Below are 20,842 nucleotides of genomic sequence, written 5' to 3'. Positions count from 1 at the left end.
TTACTCTTTATGGTTGTCAAACACAGATTCAGTCGGCGGCCACAAGTTAGCGATCGGAGGATTACTTGGCGTACCTTGCAATCTACCACCTATGGTAGCAGCCCAAGGATCGATGACATATGCCTGAGAACCCCAAGTTTCGGGTTTGTTAAGCTCACTATTGGAATCGCGCCCGACCACCACGAAGCAGTGGGTCTGGGTATGCCCCTTGACGCCACGATGAGCGACTACCTCAATACGTTGCTGGTCACCTTGATTGTGCTTCATCAGTTCGGCTGCCGCAGAATAAGCCAAAGTGGTGCAGCAACCCGCTTGGGCTTGGGCGACACGGGCGGCGATAGATTGTAGTTGGTTGAGACTAACGTTACCTTGTCTAGCAGCGATAGCCGCCATGTTGGACATCATGTTGGCTTGGTTGTTACCCCTCAAACGATCCGGGTTGTCATTGAATGACTTCAATCTCTCCATGATTTGTTGATAATGAGGATTCTGCTTGCTGACGAAAGTGCCGGCATCAGTGCATGCGTAAGTTCCCATCTTCTGTAAAGCTGGCATAGCCTGCTGCAACATAGCTTGGGGACCGGTTGCCATTACCTTTGGCTGGAGAGTGCGCACCACGGCGCCCTGTTCTGTCAGAGCTTGTTTAAGCTCGGCAAGGCAGGTGCTACGGGCCGCTACCTCTTTAGGATGGTGGTTCTCCCAGTGCCGGATGGCATCTTGCACCCGTTGAGCCTGTGCGCTGTTGGGAGTACTCTGCAATTGGCGCAATTCGGCGATCAAATGCTTGAGATCTGAGCTCTGGAAATGCAGCGGGCCACGTCGGACAGACTGTTCAAACAAGCGGTTACCCTGTTCGAGTAGGGAAGAAGATACGGTGTGCTGAGGAGCTTGCGTTTGGCTAAGTGGCACATGACCGCTGATGGATGAAATTGGCATAACCTTTTCCAACATAAATTGAATTAATTAAGGGCATCTTAGTATTTTTCCTGTCCTGCTTATGTAAAAAAGTGACCCGATTTTTATCTGTTTTAGATGTCAGAGGAGAAGGATTATCCGGGGATAGGTGTCTAGGATTATTGAACCACAACAGTTCATATTGGACGAAGGCTTATGGCGGACCTTACTTATTAAACCGAGATAATCTAACAATGACAATGTAGTGTGGGGATACAAACTCAATATTAAAACTTGTTTACTCAATTTTTATGCAGCAAAATACCGTATACGTTAATTTACCGTACTTAAAGAGGAATAGTAATGACTGCTATCACTCGATTTGATTTAAAGATGGACACAGATGAAAGGGAAGTTATTTCTCGCGCCGCGGCTTTAATGGGCACAACAATGGCTGCATTCGTGCGCACAGCAGCTAAAGAGAAAGCACGTGAGCTATTAGATAGAGATTCTCGCATAACAATGACAGTCCAGGATTTTCAAGCATTCACAACCGCTTTGAATGACGCTTTTACCCCCAATACCGCTTTACAAAACGCAATAAATGCTGCGCGCAAGGTGAAACGTGTTTGAAGAGAATTTCTTGATCCAAACTACTAAGAACGTACCCAATACAAACTATATTGCCAGAAAAAATAAAAATCCATATCTGCATTGAGTCGATATCCATATAGCTATTTAACACGAAATGGACAAGAATATTTTACAATATATGTGTAGAATATAGGGCGTATACAGTGTTAACTATATACTTTAAAAGGCGTATGAACGGGATAGCGGAAGCTAGGCGTCTCATCCAACCAATGGTTACCAGCCCAAGAGCGGTTATAAAGAGTTCCCAGTTAATTTTCTTAGTTATAAAGTAAAAAACCTCTCATTATTGTGAGGTTTTTTACTTTATAAGTTTTCTAACCTGAATATTGTGGGCAATAACAAAGAAATTTATTTTTTTCTTCTGTGGCTGAATCGTACCGTGATCACTATCTCTGACGTAGGCAATTTCTACAAATAATCGCAATTTCCCTCGGCTTTCTCGTGACACTTTGAAATAGATTTCATAGTCTACAATTTCTCCATTGTCATTAGTGAATTCAATAGTAAAAAAATTCTCTTTCCCTGTCTTGTAACAAGTTCTTGAGTTTATCGTTTTTACTATATCTGGAAGGCAGAAAGACATAACGTATCGTTTAAAACAAAAAACACGTGTTTCTCGAAAATCTGAGTAATAGAGATCTCTGGGATAATTAGAAAGGGTTTCACCTTTGCGCTTATTAGGCTTCAGGGTAAAACAGTGTAGACCAAATTCAACAATGAATTTATAGCTCTTCTCCGGCTTAATACCCTCTTTTTCTTGAATGTAAGTGAATTCGAATTCATCAAGATGATTAAGTCTATATTCTTGACCATTAAAAGTAAAACCACCCCAGCTTTTAATAATTCCCTCCCTGAATTATGACATAAAAGTAATAATAATCATATATTATTCTGGAATTGAAAAAACGTCTCCAGAAAAATAGATATAAAGATTTTCACGCCAAATCGCCTTACAACTCTCCTCACATTTATACAATAATTAATAGTTATTCCACATTTAAATACTCTCAATTACTCATTAAATTAATCAAACTAAGTAATTTAAACAATATCATATAAATAAGCATAATTATCTCTACCCAATGGATATTATACAAAATAGTTATTTTCCGCAATACTCTTCATAAACAACCTTTAATTTATAATCAGGCACAAGACAAGAATACATGTACGTAAAATCTAAAACTTCTTTTTAGTTTAATCATTAATAATGATCATTTCAGGTACGATATCGAAATTATCAATTTATACCAAACCTTAAGCTAAGGTCCTAAAAGACCCATTCCAGGCCAATCAGAATCATCACAAGAGATCTCACCTTTTTACATTACACGCCTTTAAGCAAATAAGTAAACAGAAAACAGAAAACAGAAAACAGAAAACAGAAAACAGAAAACAGAAAACAGAAAACAGAAAACAGAAAACAGAAAACAGAAAACAGAAAAATTAAACTTCAATAATATAAAAACCTCAAGTTAATTTAAAAGATTATCTTCTATAAATATCTCATAAATTGCTTCTATCAGGCTCTCCCAAAAGAGAGCCTATATTATTTAATAACGAAATTAATTAACGTATGGTATAACGAATATGCAAAATAATATCACTCATAGTTTGCAATATTGCTTTCTGCTTGTCGGTAGCATTCGGGAATTGAAGATCCAGTGTACCCTGATCATCAAGAGCAATACCTTCAAATGGCAGGTATTTGCCGTCATTGAAATCCAACTGGAACTGACCACTATCATTGGTACCATGAGACACAGCCAACGCTGAACAGCCTTTCGGCAACTGAGTACTGCCACCATAGCTGAGCATAGCCTGAATATCCTGATAAGGCCCAACCAATGCAGGTAGCGAAACACTGATTTGCTTAATACGACGAACCTTGTTGCTACCAACGATGCTGTCTGGATAATCCGTTCCCAGTTTCAAGTCGGATAATTTGACCGAAGCTGACAGAATAGCATTAGCCAATGACAACCCATTTTCTTCAGTTCCTGCTGTTCCCTCCCCCTTATCCAATAATGCAGGTATTTGTTCCGCTAAATTAAAACGATCATTACTTTCCAGTGAATCATAAACCACTGCCAATGAAACAGTGCGTTCTACTTCCAAAGCGCGAGATTCCCATTTCAGATACGCCTCTTCCATCTGTGCCAGATTTTGGATCAAAGCTTCTCCACACAATAAACCGGCGTAAGTTCCTTGCCATGCACCCGGTTTGACAAAGCTAATGGAATTATCATTAGCTTCCCATTGATAGGATTGCTCTGCCATCAGGCAACGTGATACGGCCAAGTCATAGAACTGGAAATAAATACCTGATAAACGCCCTCGTAACCAACTATATAACGCTTGGTTACTGAATTTGCTTCTTAAGAAAGTAAGTTGTGCCTGCGCCTGAGCTTGTTGGGTTTTCAGGTACTCTTTCTGCATTTCAGCGGCTTCACGGCGAATAGACAGTGACTCCAGTTGCGCGTTTAACTGATTAATCTCCGCTTGTGCGTTGTCACGCTGAATTTTCCATTCTTGACGGCGACGGCGATATATTTCCGACTGAGCCACTTTCTCCGCATCAACCATCTTGGCAGAAGCGCTCAACTCAATACCGTCAGCGATAGCATAGGCAATAGCGCCATAATGCATGCCGCCATCAGCCAGGCCGAAGATATTTGGCGCCATATCAACACCCGCGCCAGCCATACGGGAAATCTGCGCTCCCTGAGATTCAATAGCAGATTCTGAGCGTAACGCCAGCGCTCGCTGCTCACCTGCGTTGATGTTCTCCTCATACAGTTGGCTATAGCTGTCAAACCGTTGTTGTACTCCAGCTAAAGAGACTTGCAAGGCGGTTTTTTCCGAATCCAGCTCTGCCAATTGGTTATCCTGCATACGAATGCTGGTCAGTATTAACTCACTGGCTTGGGTTTGCAGTAGTTGGCTCATAGCTTCCGCATCCTGACGCTCACTGTATCCCAATAGTGAACTACCAAACTGCATAAGCTGGTTAACCAAGCCCCGTGCCCCTTCTAGCATTTGTGGGAAACGGTGAATCGTTAGCGGCGCTTTCGGTAAGTCAGCCCCCCCTTGAGAAGCAGAAACCGCTGCGCTCAGTAAAGCTTTTGGATCAGCCGGTTTAGCATACAGCGGCAAGGAGAGCGGCTGGCCGTCAATCGACAGATTATGACGTAAATTAAACATGCGCTGCGCCAGTATCCGCCAGTAACCTTTGAGCTTGCTATTTTCCTGCGGCAGGAACAAAGCAGTCAGGGAATTGGCTGTTCCCAGCAACGGGGTTTTTACCGTGCTATTGAGACGCAACTGGGTAAGTACTTGCTGACGAACCTGCTGTGTGGTTTTTGAAGCAGCATTGCCCAAGGTTGGATTAACCCAAGTCGTACTCAACATCACTTGTGGCTCATCACCCAACAGGTTAAGCGCCTGTGTATACCACATCTTAGCCTCAGCCAACGTATCACGTTCTAACTGGCGGTAAGCCGCATCACCACGGGCCATTAGCAGATCCAACGTCGCCATAAAGGTAGCCACCTTGTAGTGCATCGGATCATCTTGGGCTACAGCATCTGGATCGGTGGAGTCCAGTTGTTGTGCATTCCAACTGGTGTCTTCTTCCAGCGGTCGCACGTTCCAATGGTAGATAGCAATTTTACCATCAACGATATAACCGGACGGGCTCCAGACATAACGGAACCAGTGGTTCGCCGCATCAAAATTCTGTTCCTGCAACAAACGATGAGCCATCATCATCGGCGTGTAATAGAACAGTTCCCAGAAGTAGAGAGCATTGGCGCCAGAGAAATCCATCGATTCACTGTCGTTCTTTAATGCCTGTGCGGAAGAGAGGCCACTAAAAGTTTTATGATCGTCGCTAAGAAACCAACCGTGCGGATCTTTCTCATCAGTACGATCAAATAAGATCTTATCAGTCGTTCCCTTTTGGTATTTTGCACATACCCATAAGTGGTTCTTATTTCCAGTCGCCTCTATAAAATAGGGGAGAAAAACTTTCACAACAGTTTGGCTGGTTTCACTCAATTCCCCCTGATAAATAACAAAATTATCTCCATCTTTAAATATATCAGTATATTCAATCGCAAAGCTTTTATTAGTGCCATGAATAGACTCATCATATTTATCCAGAACAAGTTGTACATACGTACCCGCTCCTAATTGAGGTTCCTGAATATTCTGAGTTTCCATACTGAGCACTGCATCAATGCCACGATTAGCACGGCTAACCAACTGTTGAGCGAATAACGTATTCAAACGGGTACGATATGCACCAATTTGCATATATTGAACACCGTTATTTTCGCTATATAACGCAATCACGTTCTCAGTACCGAGAACTTTTTTAGTTACCGGGATAATAAAAGTTTCTGAACCCAAGAATCGGCCATCTTGTGCCGTAGCAGTGAAATCAATCTCAATATGAGCCTGATTGTCGATGAAATTTAAATTCTTACAATCTATGGTGAGGTTATTGAACTGATAAATCATCTCCTCAAAACTGGGTGCCGGCTGCTGAGGAACATAAGTGCTATTATCAGCAGTAAAGATTTGATCGTCACCACCCGCTTTTACGGTGATTTTTACTTTATCACTATCAATGCCCGTATTGATATTAATCGGGTTGGATATTTTATAACTCGACCAATATCCACCAGAAGAGATACTAATTACATCAATCTCCTGGAGATTAAGGTAAAAATCTTTGTTACTGGTTCCAGCATCTATACATTGAGTTCCACCATTATAATCCGCTGTTTTATTGTCATCTTTCGAAGAAAAATACCACTGCTTATCTTCGGAGGAAGGGTTTTCATTATATATACAAATACTATCATCTGAGTTCTCGTCTTTTCCGAATTTAAACAATGGCACCAGATTAAAACGGTTTGCATCATCAAATGATGAATCATAAATTATAAATTTATCACCTAATGCAGCGTATTTTTTCATAAGGTTACATTGTATACGGCGAACAGTTGTTCCATCCCCATTATGAATAATGCTTAGAGCCATATTGATGGATAATTTTAAATCTTCCGCGGCAGACTGAAAGGTAATACTAGGAACACTGCCCCCATAAAGCATAGTTAAACTGTAATCACCCCAAGAGTAACCACTGTTACTTGTCACAGAGGAAGGAATTTCATAATCCTCCGCATAGCGGTTATTAACTCTCCTAGTTATGATTTTCTTATTGCTATGGTCCGGATCTGCCGTTGTAGTATCAAATTGGGGATAACTGTTATTCCAATAGTTAGTTGCTTGTACATCTGTCATATTGTCTGATGACATATCAGCGAAAATATATAACCCAGTAACCGGCGCCTTATTATCAGTATAGGAGCTATAACTACTCTGCATCGAATAGAACATAACCAACAGAGTGTCTTCTCCCTGATAACCAGAACAATACAGCCCAGGAGATTCAATCGTGTCAAAATTCAATGTGTCATTATGTACCCTCTCAGTCACATCAAAGGTAAATGGTGTATTCCAACTACCATCGTAACGAATATGAGCCAGTTTTAAGTTATATTGATAAATCGTGTCTTTACCATCATCACTTTTCTTTGATTGCTGCTCCAGCCATAGCAGATATAAGCGGGACATATAAACAACCGGACGGATGATATTTTTCCAAGGATTGACAGCACAGGTAATTTTATTCCATTCACCCCAAGCATTAGCAGCAAACTTGCCATTTTCACATTTGCTGTGATCGACACTACGCCAGTAATACGTACCCGGAGCCGCTTGGTCGATACCGATAAAATAAGTTAATCCTTGATCCACATTCACATTATCGTGGTAAGCACTAATTACTTTCAGATTTGCTACCTGCTCAAAACTGGTCAAATAAGTTTTGAAAGCATCTTCCACCGTATCCGTATTTAGCTGGCTCTGGTTGATGGATTGCAACAGCGTATCCATCATTTTGGTTTGCCCAATGCGCTGAGTGGGATCAACATAGTTTTCTGGATAATAGACCAGTTCAGAGACACCAGCCCAAGTGCTGTAACGTTTATTGTAGCGCTCCCAGTCAGTGAAGAACTGACTAGTACTAACATCCGATGCAAGCTGACCTTCATCCCGATTTAAAGCCCGGTTAACGTACAGTTGAATACCGGCGATAGCTTCTGCAATACGCGAAGTGATCACATCGGCAGAAACCTGATTATCAATCAGCAAATAGGTATATAAACCGTTACGATCACGTACTCCAGCTGCACTATCTACAACAGCATTAATATAATAGTTACATAGTGCCCTACTGAACGTCTCATCCAGTTTTTTCTGTGCTTGATTAGCATGATCAGCCATCAGCGCAGCCGCCGCAGCTTGCCAGGCAGCATAGTTATGATCTATCCCATATTTCAGGGCCATCATCCCTGCCAGATCCAACGGCGAAACCGCCAAGGTCGAAGACATCTGTAACCATTGCAGAATAGCGTCAATCTGTGTCCAACTGGTCAGTTTTGTTAGACCCTGCTCCACCTGATTAGCTGCCATTTCCAGGAGAGACTCCTCCTTATTCATGGCTTGCGCTACATCGGCGACCGTCAAGGTTCCGTCTTTCAACGCCGCCAATATCAAGGAAGCATGTTGCCCCAAGCCATTCACCCAGGTATGAAAGCCTTCCAAGGCCATCAGGGTTAACAGACCATGATCCAATACGTTTTTGCCTGTCACTAGCAAAGAAGATTGAGTCACGATCAGTGACAGTTCCGTTTCACTTAACCCAATACGACGATAGATCAGACTCAATTGTGCCAACACCTGAGCAAAGGTAATCACTTTCGAGCTGGTTGGTGCTGTTTGCACTTCTTTCCAAAACCCATCAACAGTTATTTGTGCCGGTTGAATCTGGTCTATCCACAACAGCAGGTCATAGGCAACGTCTTGAGAAGTCAAATGCAAAGCTGAAGTGAAGCAAGGCGCCATTGCTCTTTTTAGATCTTCCCCAGTCAAACTCTCTTTGCCATGCAGAGTTGAGGACAATGTAGCCGTCAGATTGCTAATTTCTGGCGTTAAAGTAGTGCTATAAGTGGCCGTGGTCATCAGAAACAGGTCAGTAACTGTCCATTTTTGGGCCTGTAACCATTGCGTGATCCACGACAATGTTTCTACTATTTTGGCCAAGTTATCGTCGGTAATCTGATAAATGTTGGTGTCGCCATAGCCACAAATCACCAACAGAATGTTCAATTCAGCAATAGTCAGGTTATGAACCTGCGCCAACAAGCTAACCAAATACAGATCAGACAAATTCTCTAAGTTATTTTTGATAACACCGTCTTCTTTACGATCAGTGATCAATAACATCTGATACAACTCACTGGCGTTAACCTGAAACGCGCGTTTTAAAACAGCCTTGCGTTGATCATCACCGGTACTGTCTGGTTTAAGGTTCAGATCAGGATTAGGAAGATGTTTGGAGTTGTCCTCACTGATTTCATAGCGAATACCATTGAGCGGAGGATTATTAAATAGTTGCTCAAACTGGCTAAGCTGATTGCCGACAGCTTGCTGAGAGATATTAATATTAGCCAAAATAGCGGCTGTCTCTTCACTGATTCCATAACGATCAATATAGAATTTTACCCGATAAACCTTGTTTAATACCTCAACCGTGATGGATTTGGTGTTATTAACACTATCAACAATACGCTCCAGCGTAGCAAAAGAGAGGCTGGTAGCTTTGAGCAATCGAATAGCCTTATTCATCTTAAGCAGGAAAGCTTTCGGGGAGTATTGGTCAATTTTAAAATTAGCGGCGGCAAAGTTATAACTGCCGCCATGCCATCTTTGCAATCCTATACTGAGTATATTGCCAGAGTCACTACGATTGATTATCGTTTGTGATTCATACTCCTGATTTATGACCATATCAGGATAGGGATTATGGGCAATCTCAGTCCAATCAGCGGAGCCATCTTTATATTGCAGATAAAAATCATCCAAACCAAAACTATTGCTTAGATTGTATTTAATCAGATAATTGTCACCCCCCTGTGGATACAGCTCAATATAATTCGTCTGACTGGTATAATTATCCGATGGTGTGCGGGTAACACGAACTACTTCCATCTTACCCGCACCATCGACCAACGGAATAACCAGAATATCACTGCTATATCCAACATGTGATAATGAAGTCGTCACGTAGGCAATATCTTCCGGTGAGACGCCATAATACCGGGCCAGATAACTTGGGGACATTAACTGAGCGGTGGTAATATCGCCAAAGTTTGCTTTATAAAGCGCATCAAGTTTAGTTTCATCACTCTCCGGAATTTCCTCAATGAGTAGCTTATAAAGCTCTGGAGAAATATGGGAACTGATACCCAACAAAGTCACAGGATCGAGCTTGGCAGCAACAATGGGGGCCTGTGATAAATAACGAAATCCCGGATCACGTTCATGAACGATTTCACGAACAGTTTCATAAGCGTGATGATAAGGAGTCTCCCCGCTTAAGCGATAAGTTGACAACATATCCATCACTTCATCTTGTGATTCTCCTGTTTTTGTTTCGATCCCGGCAAGGCACAATTCATTAGAGAGAGCCAGCGTTGAAATTTCCTCATCCATATTTTTCTGGCTGAGCATTAAGCTTGCTAAATCCGGGCGACGTTTATCCAGATAATAAATTGAGCTGCTGTCATGCAAGTTTTTGGCTTCACGGTACAATTCCGTCAAATAAGCCGCCGGTGAGAACATCGATGCAACCGAGCCTGGCGCGGCATAGTTATCAGCACGATTACCAAACAGATCACTATAACCTTGTATAAAACCCAACATTTGCCGGATACCCAACCGAACAGCGTTTTTCAGCAGCGGATTGGCATAGGCAAAAATACGTTTTTCATGAAGTAGGTTTCTATCCTGTTCCGCTTGTGCAATTTCATAAATCCGTTTTGCTTCCCCCCAATTAACCATTTCCCGAGCTTTTTCCCGGAAAGTCTCAAAGGGATACAAAGCAATTTCCGCCGGACAAGTTAGTTGCAGTTTCTGACAAATAGTATCGATGGTACTTGATAATGAGTTTTGCATAATTGTCTCTCATTGATAATGTTATTGCAGCAGGCAAACAGAGACCAACTGCAAATGTGCAGTATTAACAGGTTAGGGATCAAAAACACGGACGAATATTATTGAAATAATATCGCCTGAAAACACCCATAGGGCTGATTCATCCTCTAATTTGGTTGGTATGAAATAGTGAATACGAAAAAATGCCACATAATGATATCAGGCATGGGAAATATATTTATCAGCCCAGAAGGGGAAGCCACAAACATATTTTTTTACGTTGGAGTGTTAAAAAATGATATGGTAATCGTTGATATTTACCAAGATGCGGGATTTTATACGAGATGATAAGTCTGACGACTATAATTAGTTAATTTTATTTCTAATAAAGAGAATGAGAAAGTGATAATCATGTGAAAGATATTATAAAGACGTTATAACCATAGTCGTTATTTACTATAGTTTATATTTAATAATTTAATTAATAACAAGATTTTATTAATTACCATTCTAATTCCTCCATTTATTCAACTTTATAAAATTAAATCTCAAAAATAGATTAACCCTAATTATCTAGATAGAAAATAAAAGCCTAAGCTCTGTAAAAATGCGATAGAAAAAAACACGCTCTTACCAAGGAATTTCCTTAGTAAGAGCCAACGATTAAGGACGAACACCCAAAGTATGACAAATTGCATAACTCAGTTCCGCGCGGTTCAAGGTATAAAAATGAAAATCCTTCACACCTTCGCGGCTTAAAATCTTCACCATATCCATTGCAATAGAAGCACCAACCAAATTAGCGCTTTCAGGATCATCATCCAACCCCTCAAACATTCTGGTCATCCAGCTTGGAATACGAACATTGGTCATGGTCGCAAAACGTTTCAGCTGACGGAAATTGGATACCGGCAGAATACCCGGCACGATTTCTACATCAATCCCGGCAGTAACACAGCGGTCACGAAAACGCAGGTAACTTTCCACATCAAAGAAGAATTGGGTAATAGCCCGGTTCGCACCCGCATCAATTTTTCGTTTCAAGCTAATCAGATCAGCCTGAGAACTTTTTGCTTCTGGATGAACCTCAGGGTAAGCAGCAACGGAAATATCAAAATCAGCTTCCTTCTTAAGTAATTCAACCAGATCAGCCCCATACATTTTGGGTTTTTCACCGTTTTCCGGTAAATCACCCCGTAAAGCCACAATATGGCGAATACCATTTTTCCAATAATCACGGGCAATTTCGCATAACTCATCACGGCTAGCATCAATACAGGTAAGGTGCGGAGCCGCTTCAAGGCCAGTTTTCTCTTTTATTCCCTTGATTATGCTATGGGTACGATCACGCTCGCCAGAGTTAGCACCATAAGTAACGGAAACAAATTTAGGCTTGAGGGTGCTCAGGCGATTAATGGATTTCCACAAGGTTTTTTCCATCTCGGCTGTACGTGGTGGAAAGAATTCAAATGAAACACGGATCTGCCCTTCCAGTTCAGCCAGATTCTGATTCAGCGCCTCTCGCTGATTTGCGTGAAAAAAACTCATACCCTGCACCTCGTTAACAAGCGGAATAATTTCCCATCTCAATAATTTGCCAGTTATTCTTGTTTACACTTCTAAACACCTATACGTTTAGACGTCTAAATAAGATGAAGGATCGGCATTTTTTAGTCAACAATAAAGTTGAGTTAAGTCAGTGAGGAATATTCACCCTGAATCGGAAAAAAATTCATCAAGGAATTTTTAACTTTGTTTATATCGGCTTGGCAGATCGATGCCTAAAGCAAAGATGAGGAAAGATGCCCTGTTCAGGACATCCACCCTATCGTTACCTCAAATATCAAGCGAAGGAAATCACATTTGATCAATCAATGAAGGTTATAAAACTTAAAGCCGTTGTGACAAACAGTTAAGATCCGACTGAATCGCTCCGGCAGTCACATCACGACCCGCCCCTGGCCCGCGGATCACCAACGGATTATCGCGATACCAACGGCTCTCAATCGCAAACACGTTGTCACACGGTAGCAAGGAAGCCAATGGGTGATCAGGACGCACCGCCTCAACACCCACTTTTGCCTTACCATTCGCATTAAAACGAGCGACATAACGTAACACCATGCCCATTTCCTGCGCCGCAGCTAATCGTTGCACCATTTGCTCATTGATCACACTGCTGTTATCAAAGAACTGTTCAATAGAACCTGATGCTGCTTCTTTCGGGACCAGTGACTCAACACGCACCTGCTCTGGCTCAATCTCATACCCTGCTTCACGGGCAAGGATAATCAATTTACGCATCACATCCTGACCAGACAGATCAATACGCGGATCAGGTTCTGTCAATCCCTGTTGCCACGCCTGTTCGACTAAATCACTAAATGGTACTGAACCATCAAATTGCAGAAACAGCCAAGATAATGTACCGGAGAAAATGCCGCTAATGGACAAAATGGTATCGCCACTCTCCCGTAAATCTCTCACTGTATGGTTGATCGGTAAACCCGCGCCAACTGTCGCATTGTAAAACCAATGACGACCTGTTTTAGCAAATGCGTCACGAATAAGGCGATAGTCGCTGCTACTGGAAGCACCCGCAATTTTATTGGCGCTGATAACATGGAAACCATAGCTGGCGAAATCTCTGTAACATCGAGCTAGTTCTTCACTAGCGGTCACATCCAAGATCACCAGATCGTCATAAGGGTGCGCTCGCATCCACAGAAATAATGCATCAACATCATATTCTGTCGCTTCATCATCAAAAAAAGCTAATGCTCGACTCGCATCAATCCCTTGATAGTCGAGTAAGCTCCGATGACTATCCACCACACCAGCCAGAATAAATTCAAAATCACTGCGAGCCGAAATATTTTTCTGCTCACGAGCGAATAACTCCAACCAACGGGAGCCAATATTTCCTTTACCAAACAAAATTAGACCAATCCGCTTTTCAGCACGGAACAAACTCTGATGCAGCCCCTGAATCACATGTTCAGTCTGATTGGTCCGCAGCACAGCGACAAGACTGATGCCATCTTCCGCATGCCAGATAAACTCTACCGGCTGATCTTTAAGTTGCTGATAAAAACGGTGGCAATGTAATGGGTTCTTGCATACACCAGCACCAACCAAAGCCACCAGCGCCAGACCTTCTCGTAGGGAAAATCTCCCCGGAAGCGCAGCATCTTCCAGCACACCCAGCGCACTATTCACCACTTCCGAAGTGTAACAGAGCTGAATCAAATTACAGTCTGGATGGATACCTGTTGCCAATGGACGAATTTGTTCCCGTTTTAATAACAGATCAATGTCTTTGTATATCTGTTTAAAATCATGATGAGCAGCCACGTGCAACTCAATCAGGCAAACATCATCATGGCTAGTAACAATTTTTGCGCCAGTTCCAGAAGCTAAAACTCTTTCAATACGCGTTGAGCCTTGTTCCGGCTGGTAGCTGCAACGTAATAGCAAATCAATATCACTGATGGAAACAGGCTGTAAGGTACGGGTATGCAGTACAGGCGCGGCAAGACGGGCAAGCTCGCTGGCTTCATCCAAACGCAATAGCGGCAACAAACAGGCATCTTTAACTTTTCTCGGATCAGCGCTGTACACACCAGCAACATCACTCCAGATGGTTACTCGTCTCGCCCCTGCCAAAGCCCCGACTTGAGTTGCAGAATAGTCACTGCCATTCCGCCCCAATAAAACCGTTTCTCCATCATGATTACTGGAGATAAAACCGGTCACGACCAGTCGCTTATTTAGATTTTGAGTTAACAACTGATTTAACAACGGCTGGGAAAGGGTAACGTCGATTTGTGGTTGAGCCGCTCGCTCTGCACGTAAAAACTGACGAGCATCCACCCAAGCGCTAGGAATACCCTGGTCTTCAAGCACGGCTGACATCAAACGTGCGGACCAGATCTCTCCGTGTCCCACCACTTCTGCGTAAGTCACATCACTAACCGGTTTATCCAGTAATGTGCTTAACTTTTCAAGATCGGCAATAAAACGCTTCACCAACTCTTCAGCAACAGTTTCAGGTAATAAACCTCTAATCAGATCCTGCTGATAACGGCGCAGAACCTGCTGTACCTGGTGGGCAGAAATACGGTCGTTCTGGCTAAGTTTAAGCCAATTAATTAACTGATTAGTCGTGCTGCCTGCTGCGGATACCACCATTAAATCACCGGGTTGGCTGTAATTAGCCATAATCTTGGCTACCCGTTGATAACATTTCACATCCGCGAGACTGCTTCCACCAAACTTATGTAATTGGCGGCCATTTTCCGCCGTTGCAACTGCCAGTGCACTCATGGTCACTCCTTTACTACTGCCTGAAATGCATTTTCTAAATCAGCGATTAAATCCTGACTATCTTCAATACCCACAGAAACACGCAATAGTGAATCCGTAATCCCCGCTTCCACCCTCGCATGTGCTGACATTCCAGCGTGAGTCATGGTAGCCGTATGGGAAATTAAGGTTTCCACCCCGCCCAATGATTCCGCCAAAGTAAATAACTTTAACTCAGACAGGAAACGACGTATCGCCTGTTCATTACCGTCTAACTCAAAGCTTATCATTGCGCCAAAACCAAATTGTTGTTTACAAGCAATTTCATGCCCTGGATGATCCTTCAAAGCTGGATAAAAAAGTTTTTTCACTAACGGTTGATGTTGAAGATAATCGACAATCTCCAATGCATTCTTTTGCTGTAACAAGACCCGTGGCGATAAAGTCCGCATGCCACGCAATAACAAGTAACTATCAAACGCAGCGCCGGTTACACCAATATTATTCGCCCACCAAGCGAGTTCCGTTGCAACCTCTTCATCCTTTGCAATAATAGCTCCAGCAATCACATCAGAATGTCCGTTAAGATATTTAGTACAGGAATGCACAACCAGATCTGCCCCCAACTCCAGAGGTTTCTGTAATACCGGGCTCAGGAACGTGTTATCAACAACAACTGTCGCACCTACCTCATGGGAAAGCTGGCATATATGGGCAATATCGACAATACGTAATAAAGGATTACTGGGCGTTTCAATCAAGACCAACTTTGGTTTTTTGGACAATACTTGCTTTAATGCCTGTTCATCACTCTGATCGACAAAAGCCACATCATAAGCACCACGTTGACTCAGGCTATCAAACAAGCGGTAGCTACCGCCATAACAGTCATGAGGAGCAACCAACAGATCGCCAGGCTTAAGGAAAACCGTGCATAACAGATGAATAGCTGACATTCCGCTGCTGGTCATGATAGCACCCGCTCCTCCCTCCAACTCAGCTAACGCCCGTTGCACCATATCGCGGCCTGGATTACTCCTGCGGGAATAATCATGCGTCCTTGGCTGATTAAAATCTGTAAAATTATATGTACTGGAAAGATAAATAGGTGGAACAACACAGCCATACTGCTCATCATTATTCAGCCCATTGCGAACTGCTATTGTTGCCGATTTGCGTGTCATATCAGCTACCACTGTCTGTCATAAATTGAATCAGAGAAGAATATCCGCTAGCACAATAGACGTCAATACATCTAGACATCTAAACCTCTTTACGGTTAGATTAAACGATAGGAAAATTATTCATCATAACTAATACTGCTTTGTTTGTTCTTTATTTATTAATAGCCATTAGTTTATCGCATATACTATAACTGTATAATTGATAAGGAAATCACGATAAAATGACAATATGTTACAACGAAAGCTGGTGTTGTTATCTGGCTTAATTTTATGATTTTACGACTATTTAAGGTACCCCATGGCTGAGTGGAACGGTGAATATGTCAGCCCTTATGCTGAACATGGCAAAAAAAGCGAACAGGTGAAAAAAATCACAGTTTCAATCCCTTTGAAAGTGTTGAGGATCCTCACTGACGAACGCACCCGTCGCCAGGTAAATAACCTGCGTCACGCAACTAACAGTGAATTGCTGTGTGAAGCATTCCTGCACGCATTTACTGGGCAACCGCTGCCCGATGATGCTGATTTACGCAAAGAGCGTAATGATGAAATCCCAGAGGCTGCCAAAAAGATCATGCGGGAATTAGGTATTGATCCCGATACCTGGGAATATTGATAGTAGCGCAAAAAACTCCTGTAGAAATTCAGGGATTTTTTATATGGCTAAAATACAAAACGCCCGATGCAAAACATCGGGCGTTAGTACCAGTTGGCTTGTCATTACAGACAGGCACAATTCTGCAATTATTTGCTGACACCTGGAACGTTGAAACGTTTCTTAAAGCGATCAACACGACCACCAGTAGCAACATCACGTTGTTTACCCGTATAGAATGGGTGACATTGGCCGCATACGTCCAAGTTCAGAGCGTGACCAACGGTAGATCTGATTTGCATTACATTACCGCAAGAACAGGTTGCAGTAACTTCTTCATATTTAGGATGAATACCTTTTTTCATGGGATAACCTCTGTTAAGGCCGTGTCGCTATCCAGCCCTGTTGCCGCCAGACACCACACGTCGTGTTGATAAAATGAGTTTGGTATCTTCCGTACCAAAGGCGGCGGATCATACAGAAGATCTGCCTATCTCGCAATGAAATCCACTCAACACCTATGGTACTCTATAACCAATTTTTGATTATATTCTAACTTACCCTTTGATTTTACGGAATAATTTTATGGTTGTCGTTCAGGTTGCTCTGCCTGTCCCTCTTACCCGCTCTTTTGACTATCTGTTGCCCGCAGAAAGTCAATTACCCGTTGCAGGAATGCGGGTAACAGTCCCTTTTGGCAAACGTAAAGCTATTGGTATCGTTACCGGGATAGCTGACAACAGTGATATTCCAGCAGAACAACTGAAAACCATAGAATCTATTCTTGATACTCGCTCCTTATTTTCAGAAAATCTTTGGCAGCTATTACTCTGGGCATCCAGCTATTACCATTACCCCATCGGTGAAGTCCTGTTCCATGCATTGCCGGTACTACTTCGTCAGGGAAAACCCGCGAAATCAGCCCCATTATGGCAATGGCAAATCACTCCAACAGGCGCTGAATTACCGCTGACACAACTGAAACGCTCACCAAAACAGCAGCAGGTACTGGCAACCCTACGTCGTAAAGCCATATATCGCCATCAGATTACAGAACTAGAACTAAGCGAAAGCGCTTTTCAGGCGCTCAAAAAAAAGTTACTTATCGATTTATACCCTGTGCAACCTGAATCTGAGAACTGGAGAAATCACTTCCAAATCACCGGCGAACGCCTGAAATTAAATACTGAACAAGCCACCGCGGTTGGTGCTATCCGTGCAGAAGACCAGCAATTCTCTCCCTGGCTACTGGCGGGCATCACCGGATCAGGTAAAACAGAAGTTTATCTCAGTGTATTAGAAAATATTCTGGCGCAAGGTAAACAAGCACTGATACTTGTACCGGAAATTGGCCTGACACCACAAACCATTCGTCGTTTCCGCGAACGTTTCAACGCCCCGGTTGATGTTCTTCATTCAGCCCTGAATGACAGTGAACGCCTTGCTGTATGGCTACGGGCGCAGCAGGGTGAAAACGCAATTGTCATCGGCACACGCTCAGCCCTATTTACCCCTTTCGCCTGTCTTGGCATCATCATTATTGATGAAGAACATGACAGTTCTTATAAGCAACAGGAGGGCTGGCGTTATCATGCCCGTGATCTAGCGGTATTCAGAGCAAAAAAAGAGAATATCCCGGTGATCATGGGTTCTGCGACTCCAGCACTGGAAACACTTTACAATGTGCAACAAGGCAAATACCGCTCGCTGACATTATCCAAACGAGCAGGCCATGCTCAACCAGCGACTCAACATCTGTTGGACTTAAAAGGTTTACCACTTAAAATCGGGTTATCTCAACCACTAATAAAGCGTATTGAAGAGCATCTACAAGCCAATAATCAGGTCATACTTTTCCTTAACCGCCGCGGTTACTCACCTGCCTTACTCTGCCACGAATGTGGCTGGATTGCAGAATGTCAACGCTGTGACCATTATTACACACTGCATCAATACCATCGTCAGTTACGTTGCCATTATTGTGACAGCCAACGCCCCGTTCCCCGCCAGTGCCCGCAATGCGGTTCTACCCATCTTCAACCTATTGGCCTTGGCACAGAACAGCTTGAAGACGGTATTTCAGCCCTATTTCCTGATATACCCATTACCCGCATTGACAGAGATACCACTAGCCGCAAAGGAACACTGGAACAACAACTGGCTGACATTCACACCGGAAATGCCCGTATATTGATTGGCACCCAAATGTTGGCAAAAGGACACCATTTTCCTGATGTCACACTGGTCGCTTTACTCGATGTTGATGGTGCCCTGTTTTCAGCAGATTTTCGAGCGGCGGAACGTTTCGCACAACTTTATACACAGGTTTCAGGTCGGGCTGGCCGAGCAGGTAAACGAGGCGAAGTGGTTCTTCAAACTCATCATCCTGACCATCCATTACTGCAAATTTTGCTCAATAAAGGCTACGACGCTTTCGCTATTCAAGCTATGGATGAGCGCAAAAGTGTGTTTTTGCCGCCATTTACCAGCCATATTATCTTGCGGTCAGAAGATCACGATAATCAGCAAGCACCTGCTTTTTTACAGCAATTGCGCCTACTTTTCGAACATCATCCTTTGCGGGATGATAACTTATGGATCATGGGTCCGGTTCCTGCACTACAGTCAAAAAGAAGCGGTCGTTATCGTTGGCAACTATTAATTCAACATCCATCCAGAACTTTTTTACAAAAAATCATGGCGATGGTTTATCCACAAATAACAACTTTACCGCAAATTCGAAAAGTGAAATGGAATATCGATGTTGATCCAACAGACAGTTAGCGATTAATTGCCTCTATTTTAAAACACATAACCTGAGCAGATTAAACATACTCTTATTTACTATTTAAAAAATCGCACCTGACAATCAGTAATCAATGAAAAATTATTCACTAATTTGCGAGCCATATCGAATAAATGATTTATATCACACTTTTTTACAAACTAAGGAATAAATGAATTTGCCAAACTGTTTAGAATGATCCCTTAATAACATTGTCATAACCTTAAACCGCATGTCATTACTTTTCTTAAAGTCACTGACGGTTTCCCGGCAACCAGAAATTGACAATCATTTAACTAACCCGTCAGGAAATGAGGAGTGAGTTTTGGAGCAGAAAAAGAATGGCACCTCCGCAACAATGAAAGATGTCGCTGAAGTGGCTGGCGTTTCTACCGCAACAGTATCAAGAACACTCATGAATCCGGAGAAAGTTTCTTCCCAGACCCGACAAAAAGTGGAACAAGCTGTACTGGCTGTAGGTTATTACCCAAGTAACTTATCCCGTAATCTTAAACGCGGTGAGTCAAAAACTATTTTAGTGATAGTACCAAATATCAGCGATCCCTTTTTCACTGATGTGATTTGCGGCATTGAAGAGACAGCGGCACAACATGGCTATCTGGTTTTAATCGGTGATTGCCAACATCAGCAAAAACAGGAACACGCGTTTCTCAACCTGATTGTCACCAAACAAATTGATGGTCTATTGTTACTGGGTTCTAATATCCCATTTGATGCCAGCAAAGAAGAGCAAAAAAACCTACCACCTATGGTAATGGCGAACGAATTTGCACCAGAGCTAGAGCTACCGACTATTCATATTGATAATCTGACCGCCGCATTCAATGCCACTCATTATTTGCAAACATTGGGACATAAACGCATTGCTTGCCTCTCCGGTCCAGAAAACATACCGATTTGCCGCTATCGCCTTCAAGGATATATCCAAGCCCAGCGTCGCTCTGGAGGAACAATTCGGGAAGATTATATTGTGCAAGGTAATTTTACCCATGAAAGCGGCGCAAAGTTAACCGAACAATTACTCTCTCTGCTAGATCCTCCTACCGCCATCTTCTGCCACAGCGATGTTATGGCGATTGGCGTGATATGGCAGGCTAAAAGAATGGGCTTAAAAATACCGGAAGATTTATCAATCATTGGGTTTGATAACTTAAGTCTCGCCATGTACAGCGATCCGCCATTGACAACCGTTGGACAACCCCGTTATCAAATCGGCCACAAGGCAATGTTACTGTTGCTAGCTCAAATCCAGGGCCACACAACATCTGGCGGTTCCCAGTTACTGGAATCGGAATTAATTATTCGGCAAAGCACCTGTTCGCCTAAAAGCTAGGC

At 42.8% G+C, this 20,842-nt stretch carries 11 protein-coding genes; 4 read left to right on the top strand and 7 right to left on the bottom strand.

The genetic code is table 11. From position 1 onward, the window contains the following. Positions 1 to 936, bottom strand: coding sequence for a hypothetical protein (locus Phpb_RS00215; protein WP_065388666.1), 936 nt, complete (start codon positions 934 to 936; stop codon positions 1 to 3). A 321-nt stretch (positions 937 to 1,257) separates the two neighbouring features. Between Phpb_RS00215 and Phpb_RS00210 the strand changes: the two genes are divergently transcribed. After that, positions 1,258 to 1,527: a type II toxin-antitoxin system TacA family antitoxin gene (locus tag Phpb_RS00210; RefSeq protein WP_065388649.1), complete on the top strand. Its 270-nt coding sequence runs from the start codon at positions 1,258 to 1,260 to the stop codon at positions 1,525 to 1,527. Positions 1,528 to 1,846: 319 nt separating this feature from the next. Here Phpb_RS00210 and Phpb_RS27715 read toward each other — a convergent pair whose 3' ends face one another. The 5 genes from Phpb_RS27715 to metB all read right to left on the bottom strand — a co-directional run bounded on the left by Phpb_RS27715 (position 1,847) and on the right by metB (position 16,106). Then, positions 1,847 to 2,389, bottom strand: coding sequence for a hypothetical protein (locus tag Phpb_RS27715; protein ID WP_075489347.1), 543 nt, complete (start codon positions 2,387 to 2,389; stop codon positions 1,847 to 1,849). 728 nt (positions 2,390 to 3,117) lie between these two features. Continuing rightward, positions 3,118 to 10,638 carry an insecticidal toxin complex protein TcbA gene (tcbA, locus tag Phpb_RS00200; RefSeq protein WP_082302497.1) on the bottom strand — a complete coding sequence of 2,507 codons (7,521 nt, stop codon included), beginning with the start codon at positions 10,636 to 10,638 and terminating at the stop codon, positions 3,118 to 3,120. Positions 10,639 to 11,280: 642 nt separating this feature from the next. Continuing rightward, positions 11,281 to 12,165 (bottom strand): methylenetetrahydrofolate reductase, encoded by an 885-nt coding sequence (gene metF / locus Phpb_RS00195; protein WP_065388647.1) that lies wholly within the window; start codon positions 12,163 to 12,165, stop codon positions 11,281 to 11,283. A gap of 342 nt (positions 12,166 to 12,507) precedes the next feature. Then, a complete protein-coding gene (locus tag Phpb_RS00190) occupies positions 12,508 to 14,943 on the bottom strand; it encodes a bifunctional aspartate kinase/homoserine dehydrogenase II (protein WP_065388646.1) in 2,436 nt (811 codons plus the stop codon). 2 nt (positions 14,944 to 14,945) lie between these two features. Further along, positions 14,946 to 16,106, bottom strand: coding sequence for a cystathionine gamma-synthase (gene metB / locus Phpb_RS00185; RefSeq protein WP_065388645.1), 1,161 nt, complete (start codon positions 16,104 to 16,106; stop codon positions 14,946 to 14,948). 298 nt (positions 16,107 to 16,404) lie between these two features. Here metB and metJ point away from each other — a divergent pair, with 298 nt between their 5' ends. After that, positions 16,405 to 16,722, top strand: a complete 318-nt coding sequence (gene metJ / locus Phpb_RS00180; RefSeq protein WP_036780112.1) for a met regulon transcriptional regulator MetJ — start codon at positions 16,405 to 16,407, stop codon at positions 16,720 to 16,722. Between the two features lie 128 nt (positions 16,723 to 16,850). On the opposite strand, the gene rpmE is transcribed toward metJ, so the two are convergent. Continuing rightward, the gene (rpmE, locus tag Phpb_RS00175) at positions 16,851 to 17,066 is read right to left on the bottom strand and encodes a 50S ribosomal protein L31 (RefSeq protein WP_036780114.1); all 216 of its coding nucleotides are present in this window, start codon (positions 17,064 to 17,066) and stop codon (positions 16,851 to 16,853) included. 220 nt (positions 17,067 to 17,286) lie between these two features. Between rpmE and priA the strand changes: the two genes are divergently transcribed. After that, entirely contained in the window at positions 17,287 to 19,485 is a 2,199-nt protein-coding gene (gene priA, locus Phpb_RS00170) for a primosomal protein N' (protein WP_065388644.1), read from the top strand. 326 nt (positions 19,486 to 19,811) lie between these two features. Then, positions 19,812 to 20,840, top strand: coding sequence for a DNA-binding transcriptional regulator CytR (gene cytR / locus Phpb_RS00165; RefSeq protein ID WP_065388643.1), 1,029 nt, complete (start codon positions 19,812 to 19,814; stop codon positions 20,838 to 20,840). Positions 20,841 to 20,842 lie beyond the last annotated feature (2 nt).

The organism is Photorhabdus namnaonensis, assembly GCF_001684335.1.
Taxonomy (GTDB): Bacteria; Pseudomonadota; Gammaproteobacteria; order Enterobacterales; family Enterobacteriaceae; genus Photorhabdus; species Photorhabdus namnaonensis.
The sequence above is the reverse complement of the archived record's forward strand: the minus strand, read 5'-3'. Positions and strand labels throughout refer to the sequence as shown.